The following is a 25,047-nucleotide window of genomic DNA, read 5'->3' on the forward strand; positions in this document are numbered from 1 at the left end:
ATGTTGTAAAGAGATGTGCAATGCAAAAAAGATTATCATGTGCAGTTAAGAAAAATTCTTAACAGAGAAAAATGCAAAATTAAAAATTCCAAAAAGGAGGAAGAGTTTAAATGAAAAAGAAGATTTGCTTTTTGATGATTTTTGTTTTAATGATGTCTTTGTTATCTGCATGTGGGGTTAATAATTCAAGTCAGACAACAAAATCATCGGCTTCCACACCACAGAAAGTTGTTGTTACCGATGCAATTGGTCGTAAGGTTGAGGTCCCTATTCCAGCAAAGAAAATAGTATCAGTTAATGAGAGCGCTACACGGCTTATTTCTTATCTAGATGGATTAGATAAAGTGGTAGGTATTGAAACTTTATCCAAATTTTCTGATGCTTATAAACCATATCTTTTGGCTCATCCAGAGTTAAAAAATTTACCGCAAGTTGGTAAAGGGAATAGCTTAAATATGGAGGAGATAATTAAACTTAAACCGGATGTAATCTTTTATGTCCATTATGGAGATATGGATCCGGATAAACTGCAAACACAAACGCATATCCCTGTTGTGGCACTGAAGTATGGAGAGAAATGTGCATTTAGCGAAGATGTTTATAAATCTTTGCAAATCGTCGGCAGGATTATAGGTAAAGAAAAAAGAGCACAAGAAGTGGTTGATTATCTTAAAAGATGTGAGCAAGATTTGAACAATAGAACGAAAAATATTTCTGAAGACAAAAAGCCCAAAGTCTATGTATGCGGAATAGGTTTTTATGGAGTACATGGCATTGAGAGTACCCAAGGCAAGTATAGACCTTTGAATCTTATTAATGCCAAAAATGTTGCTGATGAAACTGGAAAAACAGGAAGTATCATAATTGACAAGGAAAAACTTTTAAGTTGGGATCCTGACATCATTTTTATTGATGAATTTGGGCTTTCTTTAGTGAAAGATGATTACAAGAAAAATTCCCAGTTTTACCAATCCATAAAAGCGTTTAAAAAAGGACAGGTTTATACACAGTTACCATATGTTTGTTACGACATAAATATTGAGAATGCCATAGCTGATGCTTATTGGGCAGGAAAAGTGATTTTCCCTGAGCGATTTAAGGATATCAACCCAGAACAAAAAGCTGATGATATTTACAAGTTTTTTTTGGGTAAACCTTTGTATAAAGATATGAAAAAGAGTTTAAGTGGGTTTAAGAAATTGGACCTTGGCAGTTAAAAATAAATGGATTGAAATGGGTTTAAAGGATGATTTTAAAAAGCTGAAAGGGGGTAATTAATGAAAATGAGTTATGAGATTATAAAGAAGACCATTGATGAGCTAAGGGCTTTGGGTGTCAAAGGTAACCTGTTAGATGTTATTGTAACCCGTTCAACGCGCCTTTTCACACCATGGACTTTTAGCTATATTACTTGTGAAGATGGGTATATAGGTTGTGGAATGGGCAACAATGGTTTTGATGTCCCAATTGACCTATCTTTTCTTGAAGAGCTCATAAATCTTGATGCTTACAAAGTTATAAACAGGTTAGAGCAAGGTAATATGAGGATGTTTGACCTTTCTGTAATAATTTCAATCCTTGCAGCATTATCACATAAATTTATGTGGGATGAAAATGCTTTAAGAGCTCATGGCTTTGATGCAAAAATGCTATCAAAGCCAGCCCTCTCGGCCATTTTGGATTTAGGTTTAATTGATAGTAAAGATGTTGTAGCTTTTGTTGGATACTTTTATGGTTTTGTTGCACAAATTTCGACTTTTGTTAAAGAAGTAAATATTTTAGAGTTAGAGCCAATAGGTGATTTTGACATATATAAAGCAAAATCTGAGAATACAAATGTAAGGGTTTTTCCTTCTTCTAAGAGCAAGGAAGTTTTAGAGCATGCTGATGTTGTAATAATGACAGGTATGACCATAGCTAACGGAACCGTTTTGCCACTTCTTGAGTTTACTAAAAATGCACGCTTTGTTATGATGATGGGTCCCACTAATACCTTCTATCCTAAGGCGCTGTTTGATGCAGGTGTTGATTTGATAGGTGCTATTGTATTTCCAAGCGGAGAACAATTTAAAAAGCGTTTTATCAACAGCCGAGGTTATTGGTACAGCGAAATGGATTTAAAGCATATGTTGATCTGCCCAAAAGGCAGAATGAAAAAGATAAAACCTTAAAGATGCTCTGAGGATATTCTTAGGAATTTTGAGCAGACAAAGTTAAAAAGCAAGTAAAAAGGGGGTGAATGACAGTGATTCTAAAAACAAATCAGAGGGAACAGGTTATGCCACTTCCAGTTGTGCTGGTTTCCACTGTTAGCAAGGATGGGATACGTAACATTGCTCCGTGGTCAAATATCACACCAATTTTAAGACCTTTTGACGACATAGTTTTGGCTTCATGGATTAAGCGCGATACTTTAGACAATATCCGGGAAACAGGGGAATTTGTGATTAATGTACCGCCTGTTGATTTGGCTGATGCAGTAATGATTTGTTCCAAAAATTATCCGCCGGAAGTTGATGAGTTTGAGCAAGCCGGTTTAAAGCCTCGTCCTTCTAAAAAAGTTAAAGCGCCGGGAATTGAAGGTTGCTTAGCCTGGGTGGAGTGTATGCTGGTAGAGGAAATTAGCAGAAAAAACTATTCATTGGTCATTGGTAAAGTAGTGAATTTGGATGTGGATGACTATTACTTCAATAAATACGGGGAGATGGACTACGAGAAGGCCAAACCGCTATCAGTGATGCTCGGTGACCAAGGTATGTGGTTTACCCGGCCGGTTTTTGCAGGCAGGTATGCTGGTTATGCAGAAATGTTCCTGAACAAAAAGGATGAAGCACCCACGATTACCGGCGAAAATGGGTAGAAATTGGATGACCTGTAGGGAATGTGCTGAAAAGGTTAAAGAGAAAGATTAAAAAATTGAAAGAGGTGTTGAAATTGAAAAAGAAGATTTGCTTTTTGATGATTTTTGTTCTATTGATGTCATTATTGCCTGCTTTTGGACTTGCCAATCCGGTTAAGCCTGAAGATTCTAAACAAAAGCAGCAAACTGAAAATAAACAAGAGAAAATTATTGTAAAAGAGCAATTGCTTGACGAAAAAGGACAGATTATAGAAGATGAAGTTTCGATTCTTGCTCCTCCTAAAAAGGTGGTAGTTTTAGGGTGCTATGGTGCTGAGATGTTAAAAGCGATCGGGGTTGAGAATACAGTAATTGCGGTTGATGATTATACTAAAGAAAAGAATGGATGGCCGGACTTTGTCAAAAATATACCTTCTGTAGGAGCTTCAAATACGCCGAGTATAGAGAAGATTATAGAGTTAAAACCTGATTTAGTTATTGAGGGTTTTTTGGATCCGAAGCTAAAAACACAACTTTTAAATTGCGGAATTCCAGTTCTTAAAATTTACGGCTATAGAACAGAATTGATTACATCAGAAATTGAAACCTTGGGCAAGGTTTTTAAATGCCAAACACGAGCACATGAATATGCCAACTATATTGAAAAACAATGGCAGGCAATAAGAGATCGCACAAAAGGTTTGACTGAAAAAGATAAACCTAAGGTTTATTGGGAATCTGGCTTGGGAGATTGGAAAACCCAAAGCTATGGTTCTGGTGCCCACTCTCTTATTGAATGGGCTGGAGGAATTAATATTGCTGCTGACCAGAAATTATCTTATCCCACAGTAACTCCAGAGTGGGTTGCATCAAAAAATCCAGATGTAATTATTAAATACGTGGATGCACCAATAACTGGGTGGAATGGTGATATTAAAAAACTTGAAGAAATACGCCAGCAAATTTTGAATCGTCCTGCTCTTAAAAATACTAATGCCGTAAAAAATGGACGAGTTTATTTAGTAAGTTCAAAAATTACATGCGCACCTCAAGGTGCAGCGGGAGAATGGTATATTGCTAAGTGGCTTCATCCAGAGCTATTTAAGGATGTAAATCCGCAATCGATTCACAAAGAGATGCTCAAAAAGTTTTATGGACAGGAATATAAAGGGGTATGGGTTTATCCAGTACAATAAGCTTTTGATGTTAATATTTAAAAGTTCACTGAGTGCAGGAGGGTAATTCTCTTACACTTGATCAAGTAATAAAATTTGCAGGAGGAAATAATATAACGGCTGATTTAGAACCATCACCAAATACAACAGATGTAAGTGCAGAATGGTTAATAGAGAAAAATCCGGAGGTTATTATATTTGTGTACAGCAGTGATTTATTAGGTTATACAATAAACGATTATTCGGCGGTTATGAAATTAGCAAATGATATTAAAAAAGACCCTGTTCTAAGTAAAACAGATGCAGTTAAGAATAATCGAATATATTTTACAAATATTTCAAATTTATTCAGGTTTAGTGAAGCAGTTTATTTTGCTAAATGGTTTTATCCTGACCGTTTTAAAGATGTCAACCCCGATCAGCTTTTAAAGGAGTATTTTGAAAAATGGCTGGGGATACCCATGAAAGGCATATGGGTTTATCCTGAAAAATAATGGAGCTATTGAATAGTTCACTCATGTGAACTATTCAATATAAATTAATATAAATTGAGGAAGGTGGATAAATTTGACTGAAAAGCTCAACGAAATATATGCAAAGCATATATGGAAAAGGATTTTCATTATAATGATATTGGTGCTGTTATTGGCAGCAGCAGTATTATATGCTGTCGCTGTTGGAGCAGCTTCAATAAGCATAAGTGATGTAATAAAGGTTCTTGCAAACAAAATATTCCATTTAAAATATACTTACAGCAATAGCTTAGCCGAAACAATAGTTATGCAGCTGAGACTTCCGCGCATATTGTTAGCTGTTCTTACAGGCATAGCACTTGCAGGAGCTGGAGCAGTTATGCAGGGTATACTTCATAACCCTCTTGTAAGCCCGTATACTTTGGGAATGTCGGGAGCAGCCTCTCTGGGAGCAGCGATTGGCATTGTACTGGGAAAGAGCATCTTAGGAAACCATTTTGAAGTTGTTGGAACCTATTTAATTGCCTTTAACGCTTTTGTTTTTGGTTTTCTAACAATCTTTATCGTAATTGGACTTGCCCGTATAAAAGGAAGCTCTCCCGAAACTCTTGTACTTGCAGGTGTAGCTTTAGGTTATATCTTTTCGGCTGGTGTATCAGCATTAAAATACTTTTCAAACAATGAGGCATTAAAAGACCTTGTTGTATGGTTAATGGGGGGCATGTGGGGCGCATCATGGCAGGCCGTGAGTTTACTTACACCTGTTGTGGTCATATGTATGGTTATTTTAATGGGTTATGCATGGGATATGAACGCCCTCTCTGCCGGAGAGGATGTAGCAACAAACCTTGGTGTAAATGTTAAAAGACTTCAGTTCGTATGCCTTACCATAGCTACTTTAGCTGCTTCAGCCACGGTGGCATTTACAGGAGTTATCGGTTTTATTGGTCTAGTAGCACCTCATGTATCCCGTATATTAATAGGAAGTGATAACAGATTTTTAATTCCATGTTCCTGTGTCATGGGAGCTCTAATTCTTCTTCTTGCAGATACTATTGGACGAACGATTATTGCTCCGGTAGAGTTGCCTGTTGGCATAATAATGGGTTTAGTAGGAGGTCCTTATTTTCTTTACATGCTTTTAAGAAGAAAGAAATTTCACTAAAAAATATAAAAGTATAAAAGGTGATTAGTATGAAAATATCAGTTCAAAATATATGCTTTTTTTACAAAAGTCATAAAGTATTAAATAACATAACTGTTGAAATGGAAAAAGGAGAAGTAGTAAGTATCATAGGTCCTAATGGTGCAGGTAAATCCACACTTTTAAAATGTATAGCTCGATTGTTAAAACCGCAAGAAGGTGTTGTTTATTTAAACGGTAAAGATATTGCATCAAAAGATTTGAAAGAACTTGCCAAAGCGATGGGATATGTACCCCAGGATAGCAGAGAAATTTTTCCCTTTACCGTGATGGAAACAGTTCTCATGGGTAGAAAACCTCATTTAAAATGGGGCGTAACAGAAGAAGATCTTAATATTGTCTCAAAAGTCATGAAATTTATGGATATAGAAGAACTGGCAGAGAGGTCTCTCGATCAATTAAGCGGAGGACAGAGGCAAAAGGTTTTTGTGGCACGTGCACTGGCACAACAGCCTGAAATATTTCTCTTTGATGAGCCTACAAGCAACCTTGATATAAGACATCAATTAGAAGTTTTTGAGATAATAAAAAAGATTGCCCAAACAGAGGGCCGTATAGTTATAGTAGTTGTCCATGATTTAAATCTTGCATCAAGATTTGCAGATAAGTTGGTGATGCTCAAGGATGGGTATATTTACGCTATAGGTAAACCTGAGGAAGTTATTACTGAAAATAATATCAGGGAAGTATATGGTGTTTCTGCTTCCATAATAGAGACAGAGTTTGGATTTTATGTTTTACCAATTGAGCCTCTTGTAGAAGAGGTAGATATTAGAAGTTTTACGTAATCATATTGACAGTGAACTATAAATCTACTATACTAAAGTTAAAGTGAGATTGTAAAAATTTTAATAATTTAATAAAGCACACTTATCCTTCCTCCGGGAAGGATTTTTTTTACTATAAAACCAAGTATAAGAGAAAGGGGAGTAGAGAGGGGCAAACCTTTATTGACATGAATGTAAGTAGCCTCTATAATGAAATTATGAACATAAGCTCATAATTTCAAAGGAGGAGGTATCAACAGTTGAAATAAAAAGTAAAAAATGGTATAGTTTTAATTAAGTGATGATAAGTGCTATTAAACATAAAAAGGATTAAAATGCTATACGATAAAAACAAAACTACATTGATGAACTGAGGAAAAAGGAAGATTGATAAATGCCCGTTAGAACATCAAAAAGGCAAAGGGGCCAAAAAACATGGTAGTAATACAGGCTAAACTCATTTTTCTAAATCAAGAAAACAAACAAATAGTATTAGACTTTTATAAAGCTTGATACTACATGCACCTCAATATATAATAAGAGATAGTTTAATAAATTTACTGAGGTGTGGGTGGATGAAAATTAACAAAACTAACATACTAAATTTAATTTTAATAGTCATTTTTGCCATTGCATTAATAGCGGCTATGGTGACTTTTGGGAAGAATTTAACTATACTAATTAACAGTCCCGATAAATTTAGGCAGTGGATACACAGCTTTGGAAAGCTTGGTATTATTGTATTTATAGGAGTTCAAATAATTCAAGTGGTGGTATTTGTCATACCAGGAGAAGTAGTGCAAATTGCAGGGGGATACCTTTTTGGGACTTTTTTAGGCACTTTATATTCTGTCATAGGTATTACTATAGGTTCTCTTATTTGCTTTTTGATAGCGAGAGTTTTAGGTTATAATTTTGTGAGAAGTATTGTTTCAGAGGAAAATTTGAAAAAATTTGATTATATTATAAATAATCCTAAAGGGGAATTTATTCTCTTTTTGCTGTTTTTTATTCCGGGAATGCCCAAAGATGCCCTTTCATACATTGCAGGCATAACTCCAGTTAAATTTTACAATTTTTTTATAATCACACTTTTTGCGAGACTTCCAGGTATATTTTTTTCGGCATACATAGGGGCGAATTTGGGAAGCAAAAATTATTTTATGGCGGGATTAGTAGCTGCTGTTGCAGTGATATTGTTTTTAATAGGACTTTATAAAAAAGATTTTGTGATGGAAAAGTTAAAAAACTTTAAAAAGTAAGATTTGGCGTGGCTGGACAGAAAAGTTTAGCGAATTTATTTTGTAAAGATAATGATTTCATAAAATCGTTTCCTTATGCTATAATGTTAATATATAATGGACTTAGGGGGGAATTACATGTATTTATTAAAAGGCGGTAGAGTTTTAACGATGACCGGTAAAATTTATGAAAAAGGAGATGTGCTCATCGACGACGGGAAAATTGTAGATGTTGGAGAGGATTTGATTGCTCCTCTGGATGCAGAAGTGATTGACGTAGAAGGATTAATAGTTATGCCAGGTTTAATTGATGCCCACTGCCATCTTGGAATGTGGGAAAATGCCATGGGCTTTGAAGGAGCAGATGGAAATGAGGCGACAGACCCTGTAACTCCTCAATTAAGAGCAATTGACGGAATAAATCCAATGGATAAATATTTTGAGGAGGCGTATCAAGCAGGGGTTACAGCTGTGGCAACAGGTCCTGGCAGTGCCAATGTCATAGGAGGGCAATTTGCCGCAATAAAGACGTACGGCAAAAGAATAGACGACATGATAATAAAAGAACCTGTTGCGATAAAAGTTGCCTTTGGCGAAAATCCCAAATCTGTTTACCATGAACAGCATAAAATGCCTTCGACGAGGATGGCGGTTGCAGCCCTTTTAAGGCAGGAACTTGTAAAAGCACAAGAATATATGGAAAAGATGGAACACGCAGACGAAGACAAAAAGCCCGATAGAGATTTAGGTCTTGAAGCAATGGTGAAAGTGTTAAAAAGGGAGATTCCATTAAAGGCTCATGCTCACAGAGCAGATGATATATTTACAGCTTTAAGAATTGCAAAAGAATTTAATGTCGTTATTACTCTTGACCATTGTACCGATGGGCATTTAATTGTTGATGAATTGGTTAAAGAAAATGCTAAGGTTATTGTTGGACCTTCATTGTCTGAAAGGTCAAAGATAGAGCTTGTGAACTTAAGTTTTAAGACAGCGGGTATTCTTTCAAAAGCAGGTCTTACAGTTGCAATAATGACAGACCATCCTGTAATACCTATAAATTACTTACCATTGTGTGCTGCTTTAGCAGTAAAAGACGGAATGGATGAAATGGAGGCTTTGAAAGCTATTACCATAAATCCTGCTAAAATTTTAGGAATCGATGACAGGGTAGGAAGCCTTGAAAAAGGGAAAGATGCCGATATTGTTGTGTTTGATGGTGATCCTCTTGAAGTAAAAACAAAGGCAAAATACGTATTTATTAACGGTAAATTAGTACATAAGGCGTAAATTTTAAAAGGCTATTTATTTAGCAGTAGGCTAATAAATAGCCTTTAATCGTGTAAGTAATTTTTTATAACTTTAAAAAATTTTTTATGCACTGACAAAGCTGTAATTTTATTTTTATTCATAAATTGTTTTGTTTGTGCTGTTTTTAAAGGCTTTGCTAGATAAATTTGAATAATTACTAAAATTTTTACATAAAAGGGAATACAAGGGTTAGGGAGTAGAAAGGTATCAGAGGGGGTTACAGAGTTGAAGGAAAATACGAATTCTCTACATGTATATTCTGAAATCGGCAAACTAAATTCTGTCATGCTCCACAGACCTGGAAGTGAACTTGAAAGGTTGACACCTGAATTTTTGAGTGAGCTCCTTTTTGATGACATTCCATGGCTTAGAAGGATTCAGGAAGAGCATGACAAATTTGCACAAGCTTTAAAGGACAATGGAGTAAAAGTTTATTATGTGGAAGATTTGTTAGAAGAAGTGTTAGAAGACAGTGCAGTAAAGGAATTTTTTATATATGACTTAGTATCATATATGAACGTATCTTCAGAAATCAAGAAAACAATTACAAATTTTTTCAGAGACAAAACTCCAAAAGAAATTGTCAATTATGCCATTGCAGGTCTTTTAAAAAAAGAGATAATTGCCATAGAAATACCGAAAAAAAGGACTTTTATGCACCTTGACACAGTTTTTACGATGGTAGATGTAGATAAGTTTTTGATTTATCCCGGCATGGTTAAAGATTTATAGAGTTACATGAGGGAATGCTGAAAGCATCAAAGTAAAAGTAGAGGAGGATTTTGCAAAAGTTTTAAAAGAGGCTTTAAATCTTGACAAAGTTACTCTCATTGAAAGTGGAGGGGGTGACGAGATAAGAGGGGCGAGAGAACAATGGAATGACAGTACGAATACTTTGGCTATTGCGCCAGGAGTTGTTATGGCATACAACAGAAATGAAATAACGAATAACACTTTGAGAAATCATGGCATAAAAGTTATTGAGATTGAAGGCTCTGAGCTAGTAAGAGGTCGAGGAGGACCAAGGTGCATGTCAATGCCTCTTAATCGAGATGATATATAAAGTTTTTGACTAATATTGAAAGATAATATAAAATTAAAAAGTAAAATTACTGAAAGGAGGATACTATATGGCATTTAATCTAAAAGGTAGAAGTTTGTTAACTTTAAAAGATTACACACCTCAGGAAATAAGATATATTTTGGACATTGCAAAACAAGTGAAGTCGGAAAGAAAAGCGGGAGTTGTACATCAAAGATTTTTAGGTAAAACCATAGCACTCATTTTTGAAAAAAGGTCAACGAGAACGAGATGTGCTTTTGAGACTGCCTTTGGGGAAGAAGGAGGGCATCCAGTATTTTTGTCAACAGACGACATTCAATTGGGAGCAAAGGAATCAATAGAGGATACTGCAAGAGTTTTGGGAAGAATGTTTGACGCAATAGAGTTTAGAGGATTTAAGCAGGAGACGGTAGAAATTCTGGCTAAATATGCAGGTGTGCCTGTGTACAACGGATTAACTGACGAATATCATCCAACGCAGGTTTTAGCTGACCTCATGACGATAGAAGAGGAATTTGGAAGCTTAAAAGGTAGAAAGCTTGTATTTGTAGGGGACGGAAGAAATAATATGGCAAATACCTTAGCGGTAGGCTGTGCGAAAATGGGAATGCATTATGTGATTAATTCGCCAAAAGAATTGTGGCCATCACAGGAATTTATAGATGAAATTAGGCAAATGGCTGCTGAAAACGGAGGAACTTTTGAACTTACAAGTGTGCCAGGAGAAGGTCTTGAAGGTGCAGATGCAATTTACACTGATGTGTGGGCTTCAATGGGAGAAGAGGCAAAGGCGCAAGAGAGGGAAGCTTTGTTAAGACCTTTCCAAGTCAATGAAGACATGATGAAAAAAACAGGAAGGGAAGATACAATATTTTTACACTGTTTACCTGCAGTAAAAGGACAAGAGGTTACTTTTGAGGTTATCGAAGGTAAAAACTCAAGAGTATGGGACCAGGCGGAAAACAGAAAACATACCATTAAAGCTGTGATGATAGCTACTATGCTTTAATAATGCTTTACAGGGGAGGACATTATGAGAGAAAAAGTTGTTATTGCTTTAGGAGGAAATGCTCTGCAGGACGTAAATACGCCGCCTACTGCAGAGGCTCAAATGGAGGTCGTCAAGAGGACAGCGGGGTATCTTGCGGATATAATTGAAAAGGGGTATTCTGTTGTAATTACTCATGGAAATGGGCCGCAGGTAGGAAGCATAGTCATACAAAACGAAGTTGCGTCAAAAGTTGTTCCGGCAATGCCTTTTGATGTGTGTGGTGCTGAAAGCCAAGGAATGATTGGTTATATGATCCAACAAGCTTTAGGGGAAGTTTTAAAAGAGAGAAATATCAAGAAAGAAGTTGCAACTATCATAACTCAAGTGGTAGTCGATAAAAATGACCCTGCTTTTAAAAAACCTACAAAGCCAATAGGTCCTTTCTATACCAAGGAAGAAGCTGAGATATTAAAAAAGGAAAAAGGCTATGAAATGGTGGAGGACAGTGGTAGGGGTTATAGAAGGGTGGTTTCCTCCCCTGACCCAAAAGAGATTGTAGAAATTAGCACAATAAAGCTTCTTGAAAGAAATGGAGTAATAGTCATAACAGTTGGAGGAGGAGGAATTCCTGTTATTAAAGAAAATGGAAATTTAAAAGGGGTAGCGGCTGTAATTGATAAGGATTTAGCTTCTGAGAAATTAGCGGAAGACATTGATGCAGATGTTTTGCTAATTCTTACAGCTGTTGAAAAAGTGGCAATAAATTATAAAAAACTTAATCAAAAATTCCTTGACAAAATGACAGTGGAAGAGGCTATAAAATACACGGAAGAAGGCCATTTTGCACGAGGAAGTATGTTTCCTAAAGTTAAAGCGGCAATAAGGTTTGCAAAGTCAAAGGTAGGAAGGCGTGCAATAATTACATCTTTGGATAAAGCGTTAGAAGCACTTGAAGGAAAAACAGGCACGGTGATCACTTTGTGAAAATAAATTAAAAAATTTTCACAAAAACTATTGACAAAGAAGCATAAGAGTGGCAAAATAAAGTTAAAATTGAATAAGGATGAAGATAAATCTTCGGGGCAGGGTGGGATTCCCGACCGGCGGTATAGCCCGCGAGCCGCAATTGCGGTTGATTTGGTGAAATTCCAAAGCCGACAGTGAAAGTCTGGATGGGAGAAGATTTTTTTGTGCGCTTTTTGTGCAGTAAATTACAAAAAATCCTGAAGATTATCTTCAGGATTTTTTTATAAAACAATTTGGAGGGGTATATATGGAAAAAACTAAAACACAAGCCATAGTAAAAGTAGGTTTCCTTTCTGCAATAGCTTTTATACTTATGTATTTAGAATTTCAGGTACCACTGTTCCCCGGTTTTTTAAAACTTGACTTTAGTGATGTACCTGCATTGATTGCTTCTTTTGCTATGGCGCCTGTATACGGGGTAATGGTTGAGGTTGTTAAAAACATAATCCACACTTCAGTAACTCAATCGGGTGGCATTGGAGAAATTGCGAATTTTGCGGTAGGTTCTATATTTGTGTACACGGCAGGAGTTATATATCAAAGAAATAAGACGAGAAAAAATGCACTCATTTCGATGACAATTGCTACTTTAGTTATGGCATTCAGTGCGTCACTTCTTAATTACTACGTTTTTCTTCCTTTGTACCAAAAAGTAATGGGATGGCCTATGGATGCTATAGTAAATATGGGCAGAACAGCGAATAAAAATATAGTGGATGTAAAAACTCTTATATCATACGGAATATTTCCTTTTAATGTGTTGAAGGGAATCATGTTATCAGTAATTACCTTGCTGGTATATAAAAAGATTTCACCTCTTTTGAAACATTGACTTTGTTCCTCAGCTTATGCTGAGGATTATTTTTGTTTTTAATTTACTAAAACATAGTATATAATAAATGTATAGTGATGGGGTGAGTTTGAGTGAAAAAGACTTATATATCTAAAAATAGAGAAGAAACTATAGCGTTGGGCGAAAAATTAGGCAAACTACTAAAAAGTGGAGATATAATTCTTTTATACGGAGAGCTGGGAAGTGGTAAGACCGTTTTTACAAAAGGGATTGCAAAAGGGCTAGGGATTGAAGAGCCAATTACCAGTCCGACTTTCATGCTTGTGAATGAGCATGCAGGGGAAATCCCACTGTATCACTTTGACTTCTACAGAATAGAAGATTATACAGCTCTTTACGATATAGGCTATAAAGAATATTTTTTTGGGAAGGGCGTTTGTGTAATTGAATGGCCAGAAAGGATTATTCCTTTAATACCTCAAGAAAGGCTGGAAGTGAGAATACAAAGAGGAGAAGAAGAGGAGGAAAGGATTATCACTTTTGAATCTTTTGGAAAGCGATATGACAATATTTTTAAGGAGATGTCAGAATGAAGGTATTGGCGATGGATTCATCCTCAAAAACTGCCACTGTGGCATTATTGGATGAAAATGGAATCATAGGAGAATATTCTATAAATTATCTTAGACATTCCGTAATATTGATGCCGATGATAGATGAACTGCTTAAAAAATGCGATGTTTCAATAAATCACATAACCCATATTGCTGTATCAGAGGGACCAGGTTCTTTTACAGGGCTTAGAATCGGCGCTGCGACAGCAAAAGGTTTAGCCCACGCTCTTAATATACCAATTGTAGGAGTATCCTCTCTTTTAGGTCTTGCATATAATGTCTATGAATTTGAAGGATTGATATGTCCCATTATAGATGCTTTAAATGAAAATGTTTATGCGATGATGATAAAAGGTGGTAGTTTTGAAATTTTAAAAGAAACTGACGTATATTCTCTTGAAGCAATTGCAGAGCTTGTTGATAATTATTCTGATAAAGTGTTATTTGTAGGAGAAGGCGTTTACTCTTATAAAGACAAATTAGAAAAACTCATGGGAGATAAAGCTTTGTTTGCAAAAGATGGAGATAATATAGCAAGGGCATCTTCTATTGGAGAGATAGCTCTTCAAAAGATAAAAAAAGGTGAGGTAACTAGTTTTTTTGATTTTAAACCTGTGTATATTAGAAAATCGGCTGCTGAAATTCGTTTGAGTGGCGAGGGGAGCTAATTAATGGAGGTTATTATAAGGCCTATGGAAAAAGAAGATGTAGATGAAGTCTTGGAAATTGAAAGGTTAAGCTTTAGTATACCTTGGTCTAAAGAAGCTTTTATAAGTGAAGTTACAAAAAACAGCTGTGCCAGATATATAGTCGCGGAAGTTGACAACAAAATTGTGGGTTATGGAGGCTTTTGGGTTGTCGTTGATGAAGGGCATATAACGAATATAGCAGTTCATCCCCAATATAGGTCAAAAGGAATTGGAAGTAAGATAATGGAAGGCTTAATCGATATCGCTAAAAAGAATGGAATATCTGCCATGACTCTTGAAGTCAGAGAGTCAAACATTGTTGCTCAACATTTATATGCGAAGTTTGGCTTTAGACCTTTAGGGAGAAGAAAGGGATATTATCTAGATAACAGTGAGGATGCAATTGTGATGTGGAAATACGACTTATGATGGTGGTGAAAGAATGAACAAAGACACAATTATTTTAGGGATAGAATCTTCTTGTGATGAGACGGCTGCAGGAGTTGTAAAAAACGGAAAAGAAGTTTTGTCAAATGTAATATATTCTCAAATAGAAGTCCACAAAAAGTATGGAGGAGTCGTGCCAGAAATAGCTTCAAGAAAGCATATTGAAGTAATATCAACTGTTGTAGTAGAGGCTCTTGAAAAAGCCAAAGTGACTCTTGATGAGGTAGATGCGATTGCAGCGACATACGGTCCAGGGCTTGTAGGAGCTCTTCTTGTAGGCTTATCTTACGGCAAAGCCTTAGCGTATGCAAAAAATAAACCTTTTATTGGAGTCAACCACATAGAGGGGCATATAGCAGCAAATTACCTTGGAAGCGAATTTGCTCCTCCTTTTGTTTGTCTTGTGGCATCCGGTGGACATAGTCATATTGTTTTTGTAAAAGACTATGGGGAATATGAGGTGATGGGTCAAACGATGGATGATGCGGCAGGAGAAGCCTTTGACAAAGTAGCAAGAGCTTTAGGTTTGGGATATCCTGGGGGTCCTGTTATTGAAAGGGCTGCAAAACTGGGAAATATGGAAGCCATTGAATTTCCTAAATCTTTTATGGAGGAGGGAAATTTCGACTTTAGTTTTAGTGGGCTTAAGACAGCAGTTTTAAATTATTTAAACAGGCAAAAGCAAAGAGGGGAAGATGTGAATATTTACGATGTAGCAGCCAGTTTTCAAAAAAATGTGGTGGATGTGCTGGCAAAAAAATTAATTGATGCAGCAAAAGTGAAAAAAATAGACAAAATTTCTATAGCAGGAGGTGTAGCTTCTAATAGCTTGTTGAGAGAAAGGCTAAAAGAAGAAGCTGATGCAAAAGGGATAAAAATTCATTATCCAAATAAAATTTATTGCACAGACAATGGTGCAATGATAGCTGCTGCGGCATATTACGACTTTATAAAAGGCAAAACATCTGGACTGGATTTAAATGCTATTCCATATTTAAAGATTGGGGAAAAAATTTGACTGTTAAAAATGTGGAAAGCTGTCGAAATTTAAGTTATGATGCCTTTTAAGGTCTGTTGATAACTTTGTGGATATTGTGCTTAAATATATTTCATTGTATTTACTGTAATGAAATAGGATGAAAATATAGTAAATATAAAATAAGACCTTTTACAGGGGGTTTTTATTATGAACAATATTTTGTTTTTGACGAAGGTCAATGACAAATACATTGAGGAGATTAAAAGGGAAATGCCTGATTACGAGATTGTTTATGCACAGAGTGAGGAATAGGCAGAAAATTACATAAAAGATACAGAAATTATTATATGCTTTGATTTTGATTTTTATCCCAACCTTAGGGATATGGAAAATGTGATAATAACTCCGCATGTCGCGGGGGTTACGCCTTTATACATGCAAAGGGCGATTGAAATATTAAAAGATAATTTAATCGCATACAGAAAAGGCATGCTCTTAAGAAACATTGTGAATTTGGACAAAGGGTATTAAATAAAGCGGGTTTTTACCCGCTAAAATTTTCCCATTCCTCGTACATTTGTTCCAGTTTATTTTTAAGAGAATTGTATTCTTTTTGTATATCCACAATTTCTCCCGTTTTATAGATTTCAGCATCACACATTTTTTCTTCCAAGTATTTTATTCTTTCTTCAGCTTGATAAATTGAATTTTCAAGATTTTTGAGATATTCTTTTTGCTGTTTTAATTGCAATCTATTGAGCCTTTCTTTATACCTTTCGTTTTTTATTTGGGTTTTTGTCTTTTTGAGTGTCTCTTCTTGCTTTTCATTGAGCTGGTTCTTTTTTTCTATATAATAGCTGTAATTGCCCAAATATATTTCTACGCCATTTTGAGTCAATATCATCACTTTTGTAGCTATTTTGTCTATAAAATATCTGTCATGGGAGACAAACAATAAGGTTCCATTGTAGTCTGTTAGAGCTTCTTCTAAAACCTCTTTGGCTTTTAAGTCTAAGTGATTTGTTGGTTCATCCATTAGCAAAAAATTTGCCTTTGAAAGTATGAGTTTTAGCAAAGAGAGTCTTGCTTTTTCACCACCGCTTAGTTTATCGATAGTTTTAAAGACGTCGTCTTCTCTAAACAAAAAGGAAGCCAACAAAGTTCTTACTTCTGTTTGGGTGAGATAAGGATTTTCATCCCATATTTCATCAATGACAGCTTTTTGCTCATTTAAACTTTTAAATTCCTGTTCATAGTAACCTGTTATGACATTTGTGCCAAATTTAATTTCACCTTCAAAATTGTGAACTTCTCCTGCTATGATTTTGAGAAGAGAACTTTTTCCTACTCCGTTTGGACCTAAAAGGGCTATTTTTTCACCTTTTTTGACTTCAAAAGATACGTTAGAGAAAATTTGTCTGTCAAAGCTTAAAGACAAGTTTTTGACTGTCAACACATCATTTCCACTTTCCAAGTCAAAATCAAAGCGTAAATTAATTGAGGCTTTATTTATCACTGGTTTTTCGATTATTTCCATTTTGTCTAATAGTTTTTGTTTGCTTTCTGCCATTCTTACGGATTTTTCACTTCGTTTGTTTTTTTGAATTTGTATAATAGATTTAATTCTTTTTATTTCTTTTTGCTGTTCCTCATAGGCTTTTAACTTTATTTCAGTTTCTGCTTTTTTCCTTTTTAGATATTCTGTATAGTTTCCCTCATAAACAGATAAACGAGTATTTTCAATCTCAAATATTCTATTGACAATTTTGTCTAAAAAGTATCTGTCGTGGGATATAATCAAAATTGTTCCGTTATAAAATCTCAAATATTGTTCTAGCCATTCTATTGAATTTATGTCTAAGTGATTAGTAGGTTCGTCCAGCAGTAGGACGTCTGGATTTAAAAGAAGGGTCTTAGCCAGCATAAGACGGGTTTTTTGACCACCGCTTAATATCGATACAGGTGTATCAAATTGAGACACATCAAAGCCTAGACCGTTTAAAACGCCTCTTATTTTGCTTTCTGTTGAATATCCCTCAAGTTCGTTGTATTTATCCATTAGGGAAGAATATTCTAAAAGAAGCTTGTCAAGAAGGTCTTTATCTTTTGTTTGAGATATCTTTTTTTCTAAAGATTTTATTTGATTGTCTAATTCAAATATTTCATAAAATACGGTCTTTACTTCTTCGTATATACTTTTTTCGCTGTCTATAACAGCGCTTTGTTCTAAATATCCAATTTTATCTTTAGAGATTGAAATGGATCCACAATCAGCTTCCGTAATTCCTGCTAAAAGTTTAAAAAGTGTGGATTTTCCAGCACCATTTTCTCCAACTATTCCTACTCGATCTCCTTCGTTGACTATAAAAGAAACATTTTGTAAAATTATATCGATGCCGTAGCTTTTGGTTACATTGTTTACTGTTATAATTGCCATGGTATAACCTCCTGTTCATATTAAATATATCAAAAAAAATTCTTTTGTAAAAGTGCAAAATATGCTATAACTTTTTTTTGATATATGCCGATAACAATTATTGAAGGTATTTCTAAATGGAAGGTGATGGACTTGGATCTCGCTACAATAATAGGTATAATTCTTGGAGTAGGGTCTTTGGTATACGGATTTACTTTAGAGGGTGGTACTGTCACATCATTGCTGGGAGTATCTGCTGCTCTCATAGTTTTTGGAGGCACTATAGGTGCTACTATAACTTCTTATTCTATGGAGGATATTAAAAAAGTGCCGGGGCTTTTGGTAAGGGCTTTTAAAAATGAAAAAGATAATTACCTCGAGATAATAAAGTATTTTACTTTTTTAGCACAAAAAGCCAGAAGCGAAGGGCTTTTAAGCCTTGAATCTGAAATAGAATCTGAGGATATAAAGAAATTTGATCCCATTTTAAAAGAGTGTTTGGAATTAGTTGTAGACGGTTCTGATATGGAACTCATTAGAACAACTATGGAAAACAAAATATACGTAGAAGATTTGGAGGCTAAAAAAGAAGCGGGCATTTTTGAGTCGGCGGGTGGTTATGCACCTACAATGGGCATTATAGGAACGGTTATGGGGCTTGTTCACGTTTTGAGTAGTCTAAATGAGCCGGACAAATTAGGGCCAGCTATAGCTATGGCGTTTATTGCGACGTTGTACGGTGTAAGCTCTGCCAACTTGTTTTGGCTTCCTATTGCACAAAAACTTAAAAATAGGGCAAAGATTAAAAGGACAGAAAGAGAATTAATATTAGAAGGAAGCCTTTCCTTGCAAGCTGGGGAAAATCCTAAAATACTTGAAAGAAAGTTAATGACATTTATCACGCAGTCCCAGCTTAAAAATATACCTCAGAAAGGCAGTGTAGAGTTAAATGAAGAGGTTGGAAGATGAATCAAAACCAAATCACGAGAGATGGCTGCTTACTTACTCTGATATGATTACTTTGCTTTTAATATTTTTTATTGTGATGTATACTATAAGTAATATCAATGCAACTAAATTTGCTCAGATTTCCAGTTCTTTAAGCAAAACTTTCACGGGTACCGATTATGTAATAGGTCAGTACAGCGGAAAAAGTTTTGTTCCGGGGAATTTGGAAAACAAAAATAACCTAGGGAAAATTGAAGAGCAATTGAAGGGCTTCGTAAAGGAAAACAACCTTCAAGGTATGGTGACAAGTTATATAGACGAGAGAGGGCTTGTAATAAGCCTGCAGGACTCTCTTCTTTTTGACTTAGGCTCTGCCGACGTACATCCTGAAGAAAAACAAATGCTTATAAAAATAGGAAGTATGCTAAAAGACCTCCCAAATCACATTAGAGTAGAAGGTTTTACTGATGACCTCCCAATACACAATAATAAATTTGATTCAAACTGGGAGTTATCGGTTATAAGAGCTACCAATGTTGTAAAAATATTGGTAAATGAAGTGGGAATTGAACCTGATAGGATATCCGCAGTAGGATATGCGGAATACAGGCCTGTTGCACCGAACGATTCAGAAGGGCATAGAAAACTCAATCGAAGAGTTGATATCGTCATAATGAGTACAGAATATAATAAATGGGAGCCTAAACATCAGTAAATTCTAGAAAATGTGGTACCGTTACAGGATATTTAGAATTCCTTATATTCTACTATGTTTTTGTTCACTTGACAAAAAATTTACATGTGTTATACAATTCAATTACATAGTAGAATGAGGTGAGGATATTGAGCAAAAAAACCATAGTATCAATGGCTGTAATAAGAAGGCTTCCAAGGTACCACAGATATCTGGAGGAACTTCTTAAAAACGATGTAAAGCGGATATCTTCAAGGGAATTAAGTGAGAAAATGGGAGTTACTGCCTCTCAGATCAGACAAGATTTAAGTAATTATGGTGGCTTTGGTCAACAAGGGTATGGATATAATGTCGAGGAACTTTACAATAGCCTGACGAAAATTTTAGGACTTGATAAGACATATAATACTATTATCATAGGGGCAGGGAATCTCGGGCAAGCGATTGCTAATTATACCAGATTTGAAAAGTCCGGTTTTAATTTAAAAGGGATTTTTGACATTAATCCACGGTTGTTTGGGCTTAAAATCAGGGATGTTGAAGTGATGGACGTAGAAACTGTAGAGGATTTTATTGCTTGTAACAAAATCGACATTGGCATTTTGTGTATTCCTAAAGATAATGCTCAATATACTGCTGACAGATTAGTGAAGGCAGGAATTAAGGCGATATGGAATTTTTCGCCTATAGATTTAAAAGTGCCTGATGACGTAATTTTAGAGAATGTCCATTTGAGTGATAGCTTATTCACTTTGTCTTACAGGTTAAATGAAGAGGAACTTTTTAAAAAGTTAAAAGGAGAGACTGTGAAAACAAATGGATAGGTTCTATCCGTTTATTTTTTTTCTTTTTGGCATGAATTTTGCACTTAAAATGTAGCAAAGAGGATATAAAATTTCAGAAGCATTTTTATGGGATTTGAAAATATCGCTGTGAAACACAAGAGGGCGTTTTTGTAATTACTAAGGTACAGCTGATGACTTCGAAAAAGTAGAAATTTTCAAAACCCCCTCTAAAGTTATTGATTTTATTTCAATTGACATCCTAATTAATAAAAATTACAATTATATTTGAAATTATGTAATGTAGAAGGGCGAGAAAAATGGATAGGTTGACGAGTTGGGAAATCTTTTTGTTTTCAATGCCAGAGGCAGCAGTTATAATAAGTATTGCCTTTGGTTTAGCAGGAGTAAAGTTTCAAACAAAAAAAATTTTGTATATGAGCGTACTCACTGGAATCATATTGTATTTTATAAGGCCGTTAGTGAGCAGTTATATTGTAAATGTTATACTTTATATTGTGGTATTGGTGATTTTGTTTTCGGTGTTTAAAATAATGGACTTTTTTAAAATGATAATGAGCATCATTTTAGCCGTTTCCATTTACTTAATAATAGAATATCTAAATGTGACGGCAATTCAATTTTTATTTGACATAGACCCTGTAATTTTACTAAAAGATTATGTCATCCGATTTGTGTGTTTTTTACCGCAATTATTGTCTGCTATCTTGGTTTCTTTTGCTATACGCAAATATAAACTTTCTCTATTTATAGAGTGATGCATTTACCGGGAGATGAATTTGTATGCTCAGAATAGTTGTGGCAGAGGACGATATAAATTTTAGAAAAGAGCTTATAAAAATTCTTTTAACAATGGAAAGTGTAAATGTCGAATATTCTACAGGAGATGGAAATGACGCATTAGAGGCGTTAATTAAGATTAAGCCAGATGTTGCTATTTTAGATATAGGATTGCCGGGGCTTTCAGGTATTGAGGTGGCGAAAAAGATTAGAGAATGCATGCCTTTTTTAGAGATAATTTTTATCACTTCTTTTGAAGAATACATAAAAGATGCTGTAAGGCTTTACGCTTCGGATTATATTGAGAAACCTCTTGATGAGAAAAGGTTGAGAGAAACTTTGGATAGGATAAAGAAAAAACTTTTGGAAGTAGAAAATGTCATCCCTTTTAAGACGGAAGATGGAGTAAAGCTTATCAATCCAAAGGAAATTTATTGTGTTCAAGCCAGTAAAAAAAGGAGTATAATTTATACACAAAGAGAAAAATTTTTGTGCGATTATTCTTTAAAAGAAATAGAAGAGTTAGTAGACGATAATATATTTTTTAGAACCAACCGATCTTTTTTAGTGAACCTCTTTAAAGTTGATTTGTTGAAAGACAACAACAGAACTTCTTTTGAAATACATTTTAAGGGTTCAAATCATAAGGCTTACCTCTCTAAAGAATTGTATGAAGAATTTAGAAGGAGAATAAAATCTATTTACAAATCCTAGTTAGATTGGAAGAGGTTTTATGTTTAAGGATAGTTACAAAAATGCAATGATGATTTATGTAGTGCAAATGGTATTGATAGTGATACTTGTAAATAACAATTTTATGAAAAATCTTGATGTATTTCAGCCAAAAAATCAAGAGCTGTTTAGGATTTTCATAGGAATTTTGATTTTTATATTAAATGTGTTTTCTATTTTTGTGTTAAGAGACTTGTATGCCAAAAATAAAGAAGAACGCCAATTTTTAATAAATAGTATTAGATTTAAATACATAGAAGAACAAAATCGCATATACAGGCAAAATCATCATGATATTAAAAATCACTTGATAGTCATTTCTGAATTAGTCAAGGAAAAAAGATATAGTGAACTGGAGAATTATTTGTCTTCATATATAGAAGAAATTGATAAAAATTTAGTAACTATAAACACAGCCGTAAATGAAATTGATATATTACTTTATTCAAAGATAAACAATGCTAAAAGCAAAGGTATTGAAGTGTATTTTAAATGCGATACACAAATCCAATGCCACAAAAAGCATGTGTTAAACCTTGTTTCAGTTTTGGGAAATTTAATAGACAATGCAATAGAGGCTTGTGATGAAATGGAAAAAGATAAGTACATAGCGATAGACATAAAAGAAGACCCCATAGATTACATATTTCACATAAAGAATAGATATGATTTTCAAAAAGATGTAGAACCATCCATCTTTTTTGAAGAAGGGTTTTCTACAAAAGAGGGTAGAGGAAGAGGAGAAGGATTGTATATTGTAAGAAATATAGTAGAAAAGTATCGCGGTGAAATAAAAGTAAAAACCCAAGGAGGTTATTTTGACGTTATTGTAGAAATTCCTAAATTTTCTCTGGAGGGCGATTGATATTAATATTGAAAAGTTAGCTGAAAAATTGACCCAACGATTATTCAAAACTCAAAATTTGACGGATATTGAAATGGCAAAAATACAATATGGCATAAGCTTAATTTTAGGCGTGCTGATTGAATTTGTCTTAGTTTACACTGTCTCTTTAATATTAGGATTTGGTTTTTACACTGCAGTAATAATGATTTCAGCTCTTTTGTTGAGAATAAATACAGGCGGAGCTCATTGTTCTACTTATAATAGATGTATAACTTTTACAGCAATTTATTTTATACCTTTTTCTGCTTTAGCAAAATTTGTAGACATACATTTTCCTTTGACATTTAAATTTTTTGTGAGTCTATTGCTATATTTTATAGTTTTAGCGATAGTAAAAAATCATAAATTTTATAAAATTGTAGTTTTCAGTTTTGTTCTTCTAAACATTTTGCTGTTTTTTATGGGCTCAATATTTGGCGTCAAAATGTTGTTTATGGTATCTATTGGTTTTATGCTGCAAGCTATAATGATAACTTCCTTTGGGGAAATGATGATAAGAATTGCTGATAATGTTATAAAAAAATTAGGAATATAATTTTTTTGTCATTTTTATCATACTTTTTATGTAATTTAAGAAAAGAAATACATTTTAATACAAAAAATTAATGGGTATAAATATAAAAGAAGGAAAAAACTTCAAAATAAATGCTGTTTTTAGGATGTAATTTGGAAAAAATTAGGTGAAAAATGCATTTTCGTTCCCAAAAATGACACTTTCGTTCCGAAATCCACACAAAGGGTTTTAAATGTTGTATAATTAGATAAAGATAAGTGGGAGGTGAATTTAATGAAAAAGGTTCGTCCGATGTCAATATTAGGGACGGTGCTTACCTTTATAGGTACATTGGGGCTGGTGACTCCCGCTTGTATCGGTTGGTTTTATAAGCCCCAAGTGCCTGAGGTTTTGGCGAAAAAGTAATACCTCTCAAAGATTTTTCTACCCTTCCCTAGTAGGTTTCAACATTTCTCCTGAGTTTTTTACATGGATTTAAATTATTTTTGTGCCGGATAATCGGCACTTTTTTATTTTAGCATTTAGAATTTTATTGGCATGATTTTTGCATAGAAAATGGATGTGATAAGGAAGGGTTATAAAAGCTTAAGGGGGGGTGGTGTTGACTTAAAAAGAGTAGGGAAGTTATAATAAAATTGAAGAGGGATAAGATAGGGGGTATATATTTGCCTACTTTTTTCAATAACGTATTGAAGTAGTACACATTTTTTGTGGTTGAAAAATTTGTATAAAGCCATCTAATTAATACTGTAAAACAATTTAAAAAATTAATGGTGTGTCTTTTTTATATTTTTTTAGGGGGTAATCTGTTGAAAGTCTATTCTTTAGTTGGAGAGAGTGGTACAGGAAAAAGTCACCATGCCTCTTTTATTGCTGGCAAGTACGGGATTAGGTACATCATAGATGACGGTATTTTGATAAAAGGCAACAATATCATAGCAGGGGTTTCTGCCAAAAAAGAGGCCACAAAAATTGCGGCGATAAAAAGGGCATTGTTTACTGACCCCAAACACGCAGAAGATGTAAAAAAAGCTATTGAAGAAATGAAACCCGACAAAATCCTCATTATAGGTACTTCTGACAGAATGGTGGATGCGATAGCGGAAAAGCTGGGGCTTCCTCCTGTCAGTATAAGGATATACATTAAAGATGTGGTACCGCCAAAACAAATTGAAATAGCTCGGGAAAAAAGACTTACGGAGGGGAAACACGTTATTCCTGTTCCCACATTTGAAGTTAAAAAGCAATTTTCAGGATATTTTTTAGACTCTCTGCGAATTTTTAGGAGAAATAAGGGTGGATATTTTGAAAAGACAATTGTAAGGCCTAATTACAGCTATTTAGGGAAATACACTATTTCTGAAAATGTCATAAATTCAATAGTAGCTTATGAGCTTATTTTATTTAATGAGGTTTACAGAGTTAATAGGGTTTTGACAGAAAAAAGGCCTGAAGGAATAATTTTAAAAGTAGACGTTACAATAAAGTATGGGTACAAAATTATCCCTGTATTAAAAGAAGCTATGAAAAATATAAAAAAACAATTGGAGTATATGACGGCCTTAAATGTCCTACAAATGGATATTTATGTAAAAAATTTGTATATAGAAAAAACAAATACTAAAGAAAAGGGTATGTGAT

At 34.5% G+C, this 25,047-nt stretch carries 28 protein-coding genes, 1 pseudogene and 1 riboswitch; of the genes and pseudogenes, 28 read left to right on the top strand and 1 reads right to left on the bottom strand.

Features of this window, described 5'->3' with window-relative positions:
* Positions 1-110 precede the first annotated feature (110 nt).
* The 19 genes and pseudogenes from TKV_RS02545 to TKV_RS14070 form a co-directional block, all read left to right on the top strand.
* Positions 111-1,217 carry an iron ABC transporter substrate-binding protein gene (locus tag TKV_RS02545; protein ID WP_049684627.1) on the top strand — a complete coding sequence of 369 codons (1,107 nt, stop codon included), beginning with the start codon at positions 111-113 and terminating at the stop codon, positions 1,215-1,217.
* Positions 1,218-1,277: 60 nt separating this feature from the next.
* A complete protein-coding gene (locus TKV_RS02550; RefSeq protein WP_049684628.1) occupies positions 1,278-2,171 on the top strand; it encodes a Rossmann-like domain-containing protein in 894 nt (297 codons plus the stop codon).
* A 74-nt stretch (positions 2,172-2,245) separates the two neighbouring features.
* The gene (locus tag TKV_RS02555; RefSeq protein ID WP_049684629.1) at positions 2,246-2,860 is read left to right on the top strand and encodes a flavin reductase family protein; all 615 of its coding nucleotides are present in this window, start codon (positions 2,246-2,248) and stop codon (positions 2,858-2,860) included.
* A 74-nt stretch (positions 2,861-2,934) separates the two neighbouring features.
* Entirely contained in the window at positions 2,935-4,035 is a 1,101-nt protein-coding gene (locus TKV_RS02560) for an ABC transporter substrate-binding protein (protein WP_201769482.1), read from the top strand.
* 32 nt (positions 4,036-4,067) lie between these two features.
* On the top strand, positions 4,068-4,508 hold the full coding sequence (locus tag TKV_RS02565) for an ABC transporter substrate-binding protein (RefSeq protein ID WP_049684630.1): 441 nt from the start codon (positions 4,068-4,070) through the stop codon (positions 4,506-4,508).
* 73 nt (positions 4,509-4,581) lie between these two features.
* Positions 4,582-5,652 (top strand): FecCD family ABC transporter permease, encoded by a 1,071-nt coding sequence (locus tag TKV_RS02570; RefSeq protein WP_201769483.1) that lies wholly within the window; start codon positions 4,582-4,584, stop codon positions 5,650-5,652.
* Between the two features lie 29 nt (positions 5,653-5,681).
* Complete coding sequence (locus TKV_RS02575) at positions 5,682-6,479, top strand: ABC transporter ATP-binding protein (RefSeq protein WP_049684632.1); 798 nt, start codon at positions 5,682-5,684, stop codon at positions 6,477-6,479.
* 554 nt (positions 6,480-7,033) lie between these two features.
* A complete protein-coding gene (locus TKV_RS02580; protein ID WP_049684633.1) occupies positions 7,034-7,720 on the top strand; it encodes a TVP38/TMEM64 family protein in 687 nt (228 codons plus the stop codon).
* Positions 7,721-7,837: 117 nt separating this feature from the next.
* Positions 7,838-8,989, top strand: coding sequence for an amidohydrolase (locus TKV_RS02585; RefSeq protein ID WP_049684634.1), 1,152 nt, complete (start codon positions 7,838-7,840; stop codon positions 8,987-8,989).
* A gap of 246 nt (positions 8,990-9,235) precedes the next feature.
* A complete protein-coding gene (locus tag TKV_RS14230) occupies positions 9,236-9,742 on the top strand; it encodes an arginine deiminase family protein (RefSeq protein WP_268870092.1) in 507 nt (168 codons plus the stop codon).
* Between the two features lie 25 nt (positions 9,743-9,767).
* A complete protein-coding gene (locus TKV_RS13910; RefSeq protein ID WP_268870112.1) occupies positions 9,768-10,073 on the top strand; it encodes an arginine deiminase family protein in 306 nt (101 codons plus the stop codon).
* A gap of 67 nt (positions 10,074-10,140) precedes the next feature.
* A complete protein-coding gene (gene argF, locus TKV_RS02595; RefSeq protein ID WP_049684635.1) occupies positions 10,141-11,082 on the top strand; it encodes an ornithine carbamoyltransferase in 942 nt (313 codons plus the stop codon).
* 24 nt (positions 11,083-11,106) lie between these two features.
* A complete protein-coding gene (arcC, locus tag TKV_RS02600; protein ID WP_049684636.1) occupies positions 11,107-12,048 on the top strand; it encodes a carbamate kinase in 942 nt (313 codons plus the stop codon).
* A gap of 85 nt (positions 12,049-12,133) precedes the next feature.
* Positions 12,134-12,252, top strand: a riboswitch (FMN riboswitch).
* Between the two features lie 85 nt (positions 12,253-12,337).
* Positions 12,338-12,922, top strand: a complete 585-nt coding sequence (locus TKV_RS02605) for an ECF transporter S component (RefSeq protein WP_049684637.1) — start codon at positions 12,338-12,340, stop codon at positions 12,920-12,922.
* 92 nt (positions 12,923-13,014) lie between these two features.
* Complete coding sequence (tsaE, locus tag TKV_RS02610; protein WP_049684638.1) at positions 13,015-13,476, top strand: tRNA (adenosine(37)-N6)-threonylcarbamoyltransferase complex ATPase subunit type 1 TsaE; 462 nt, start codon at positions 13,015-13,017, stop codon at positions 13,474-13,476.
* Positions 13,473-14,165 carry a tRNA (adenosine(37)-N6)-threonylcarbamoyltransferase complex dimerization subunit type 1 TsaB gene (gene tsaB, locus TKV_RS02615; RefSeq protein WP_049684639.1) on the top strand — a complete coding sequence of 231 codons (693 nt, stop codon included), beginning with the start codon at positions 13,473-13,475 and terminating at the stop codon, positions 14,163-14,165. The genes tsaE and tsaB overlap by 4 nt, the downstream gene beginning before the upstream one ends.
* A gap of 3 nt (positions 14,166-14,168) precedes the next feature.
* Complete coding sequence (gene rimI, locus TKV_RS02620; protein ID WP_049684640.1) at positions 14,169-14,615, top strand: ribosomal protein S18-alanine N-acetyltransferase; 447 nt, start codon at positions 14,169-14,171, stop codon at positions 14,613-14,615.
* A gap of 13 nt (positions 14,616-14,628) precedes the next feature.
* Positions 14,629-15,651: a tRNA (adenosine(37)-N6)-threonylcarbamoyltransferase complex transferase subunit TsaD gene (gene tsaD, locus TKV_RS02625; protein WP_049684641.1), complete on the top strand. Its 1,023-nt coding sequence runs from the start codon at positions 14,629-14,631 to the stop codon at positions 15,649-15,651.
* A 336-nt stretch (positions 15,652-15,987) separates the two neighbouring features.
* Positions 15,988-16,143: pseudogene (locus tag TKV_RS14070) on the top strand (D-2-hydroxyacid dehydrogenase); the annotation flags it as partial.
* 13 nt (positions 16,144-16,156) lie between these two features.
* On the opposite strand, the gene TKV_RS02630 reads toward TKV_RS14070, so the two are convergent.
* Positions 16,157-18,049 (bottom strand): ABC-F family ATP-binding cassette domain-containing protein, encoded by a 1,893-nt coding sequence (locus TKV_RS02630; protein ID WP_049684642.1) that lies wholly within the window; start codon positions 18,047-18,049, stop codon positions 16,157-16,159.
* Positions 18,050-18,175: 126 nt separating this feature from the next.
* Between TKV_RS02630 and TKV_RS02635 the strand changes: the two genes are divergently transcribed.
* From TKV_RS02635 to TKV_RS02670, 9 genes are all read left to right on the top strand, one after another.
* Positions 18,176-18,997: a flagellar motor protein gene (locus tag TKV_RS02635; RefSeq protein WP_049684643.1), complete on the top strand. Its 822-nt coding sequence runs from the start codon at positions 18,176-18,178 to the stop codon at positions 18,995-18,997.
* Positions 18,978-19,691: an OmpA/MotB family protein gene (locus TKV_RS02640; protein ID WP_049684644.1), complete on the top strand. Its 714-nt coding sequence runs from the start codon at positions 18,978-18,980 to the stop codon at positions 19,689-19,691. The genes TKV_RS02635 and TKV_RS02640 overlap by 20 nt, the downstream gene beginning before the upstream one ends.
* Before the next feature lie 128 nt (positions 19,692-19,819).
* Positions 19,820-20,494: a redox-sensing transcriptional repressor Rex gene (locus tag TKV_RS02645; RefSeq protein WP_049684645.1), complete on the top strand. Its 675-nt coding sequence runs from the start codon at positions 19,820-19,822 to the stop codon at positions 20,492-20,494.
* 278 nt (positions 20,495-20,772) lie between these two features.
* Positions 20,773-21,231 (top strand): hypothetical protein, encoded by a 459-nt coding sequence (locus tag TKV_RS02650; RefSeq protein ID WP_049684646.1) that lies wholly within the window; start codon positions 20,773-20,775, stop codon positions 21,229-21,231.
* A 25-nt stretch (positions 21,232-21,256) separates the two neighbouring features.
* Complete coding sequence (locus TKV_RS02655) at positions 21,257-21,967, top strand: LytR/AlgR family response regulator transcription factor (protein ID WP_049684647.1); 711 nt, start codon at positions 21,257-21,259, stop codon at positions 21,965-21,967.
* A 19-nt stretch (positions 21,968-21,986) separates the two neighbouring features.
* Positions 21,987-22,850, top strand: a complete 864-nt coding sequence (locus tag TKV_RS02660) for a sensor histidine kinase (protein ID WP_049684648.1) — start codon at positions 21,987-21,989, stop codon at positions 22,848-22,850.
* Complete coding sequence (locus tag TKV_RS02665; protein ID WP_049684649.1) at positions 22,846-23,427, top strand: accessory gene regulator ArgB-like protein; 582 nt, start codon at positions 22,846-22,848, stop codon at positions 23,425-23,427. The genes TKV_RS02660 and TKV_RS02665 overlap by 5 nt, the downstream gene beginning before the upstream one ends.
* 252 nt (positions 23,428-23,679) lie before the next feature.
* Positions 23,680-23,811: a cyclic lactone autoinducer peptide gene (locus TKV_RS12245; RefSeq protein ID WP_084574165.1), complete on the top strand. Its 132-nt coding sequence runs from the start codon at positions 23,680-23,682 to the stop codon at positions 23,809-23,811.
* Positions 23,812-24,215: 404 nt separating this feature from the next.
* Positions 24,216-25,046 carry an Asp23/Gls24 family envelope stress response protein gene (locus tag TKV_RS02670; protein ID WP_049684650.1) on the top strand — a complete coding sequence of 277 codons (831 nt, stop codon included), beginning with the start codon at positions 24,216-24,218 and terminating at the stop codon, positions 25,044-25,046.
* Position 25,047: the final 1 nt, after the last annotated feature.

The sequence above is a fragment of the Thermoanaerobacter kivui genome (genome assembly GCF_000763575.1).
GTDB lineage: Bacteria > Bacillota > Thermoanaerobacteria > Thermoanaerobacterales > Thermoanaerobacteraceae > Thermoanaerobacter > Thermoanaerobacter kivui.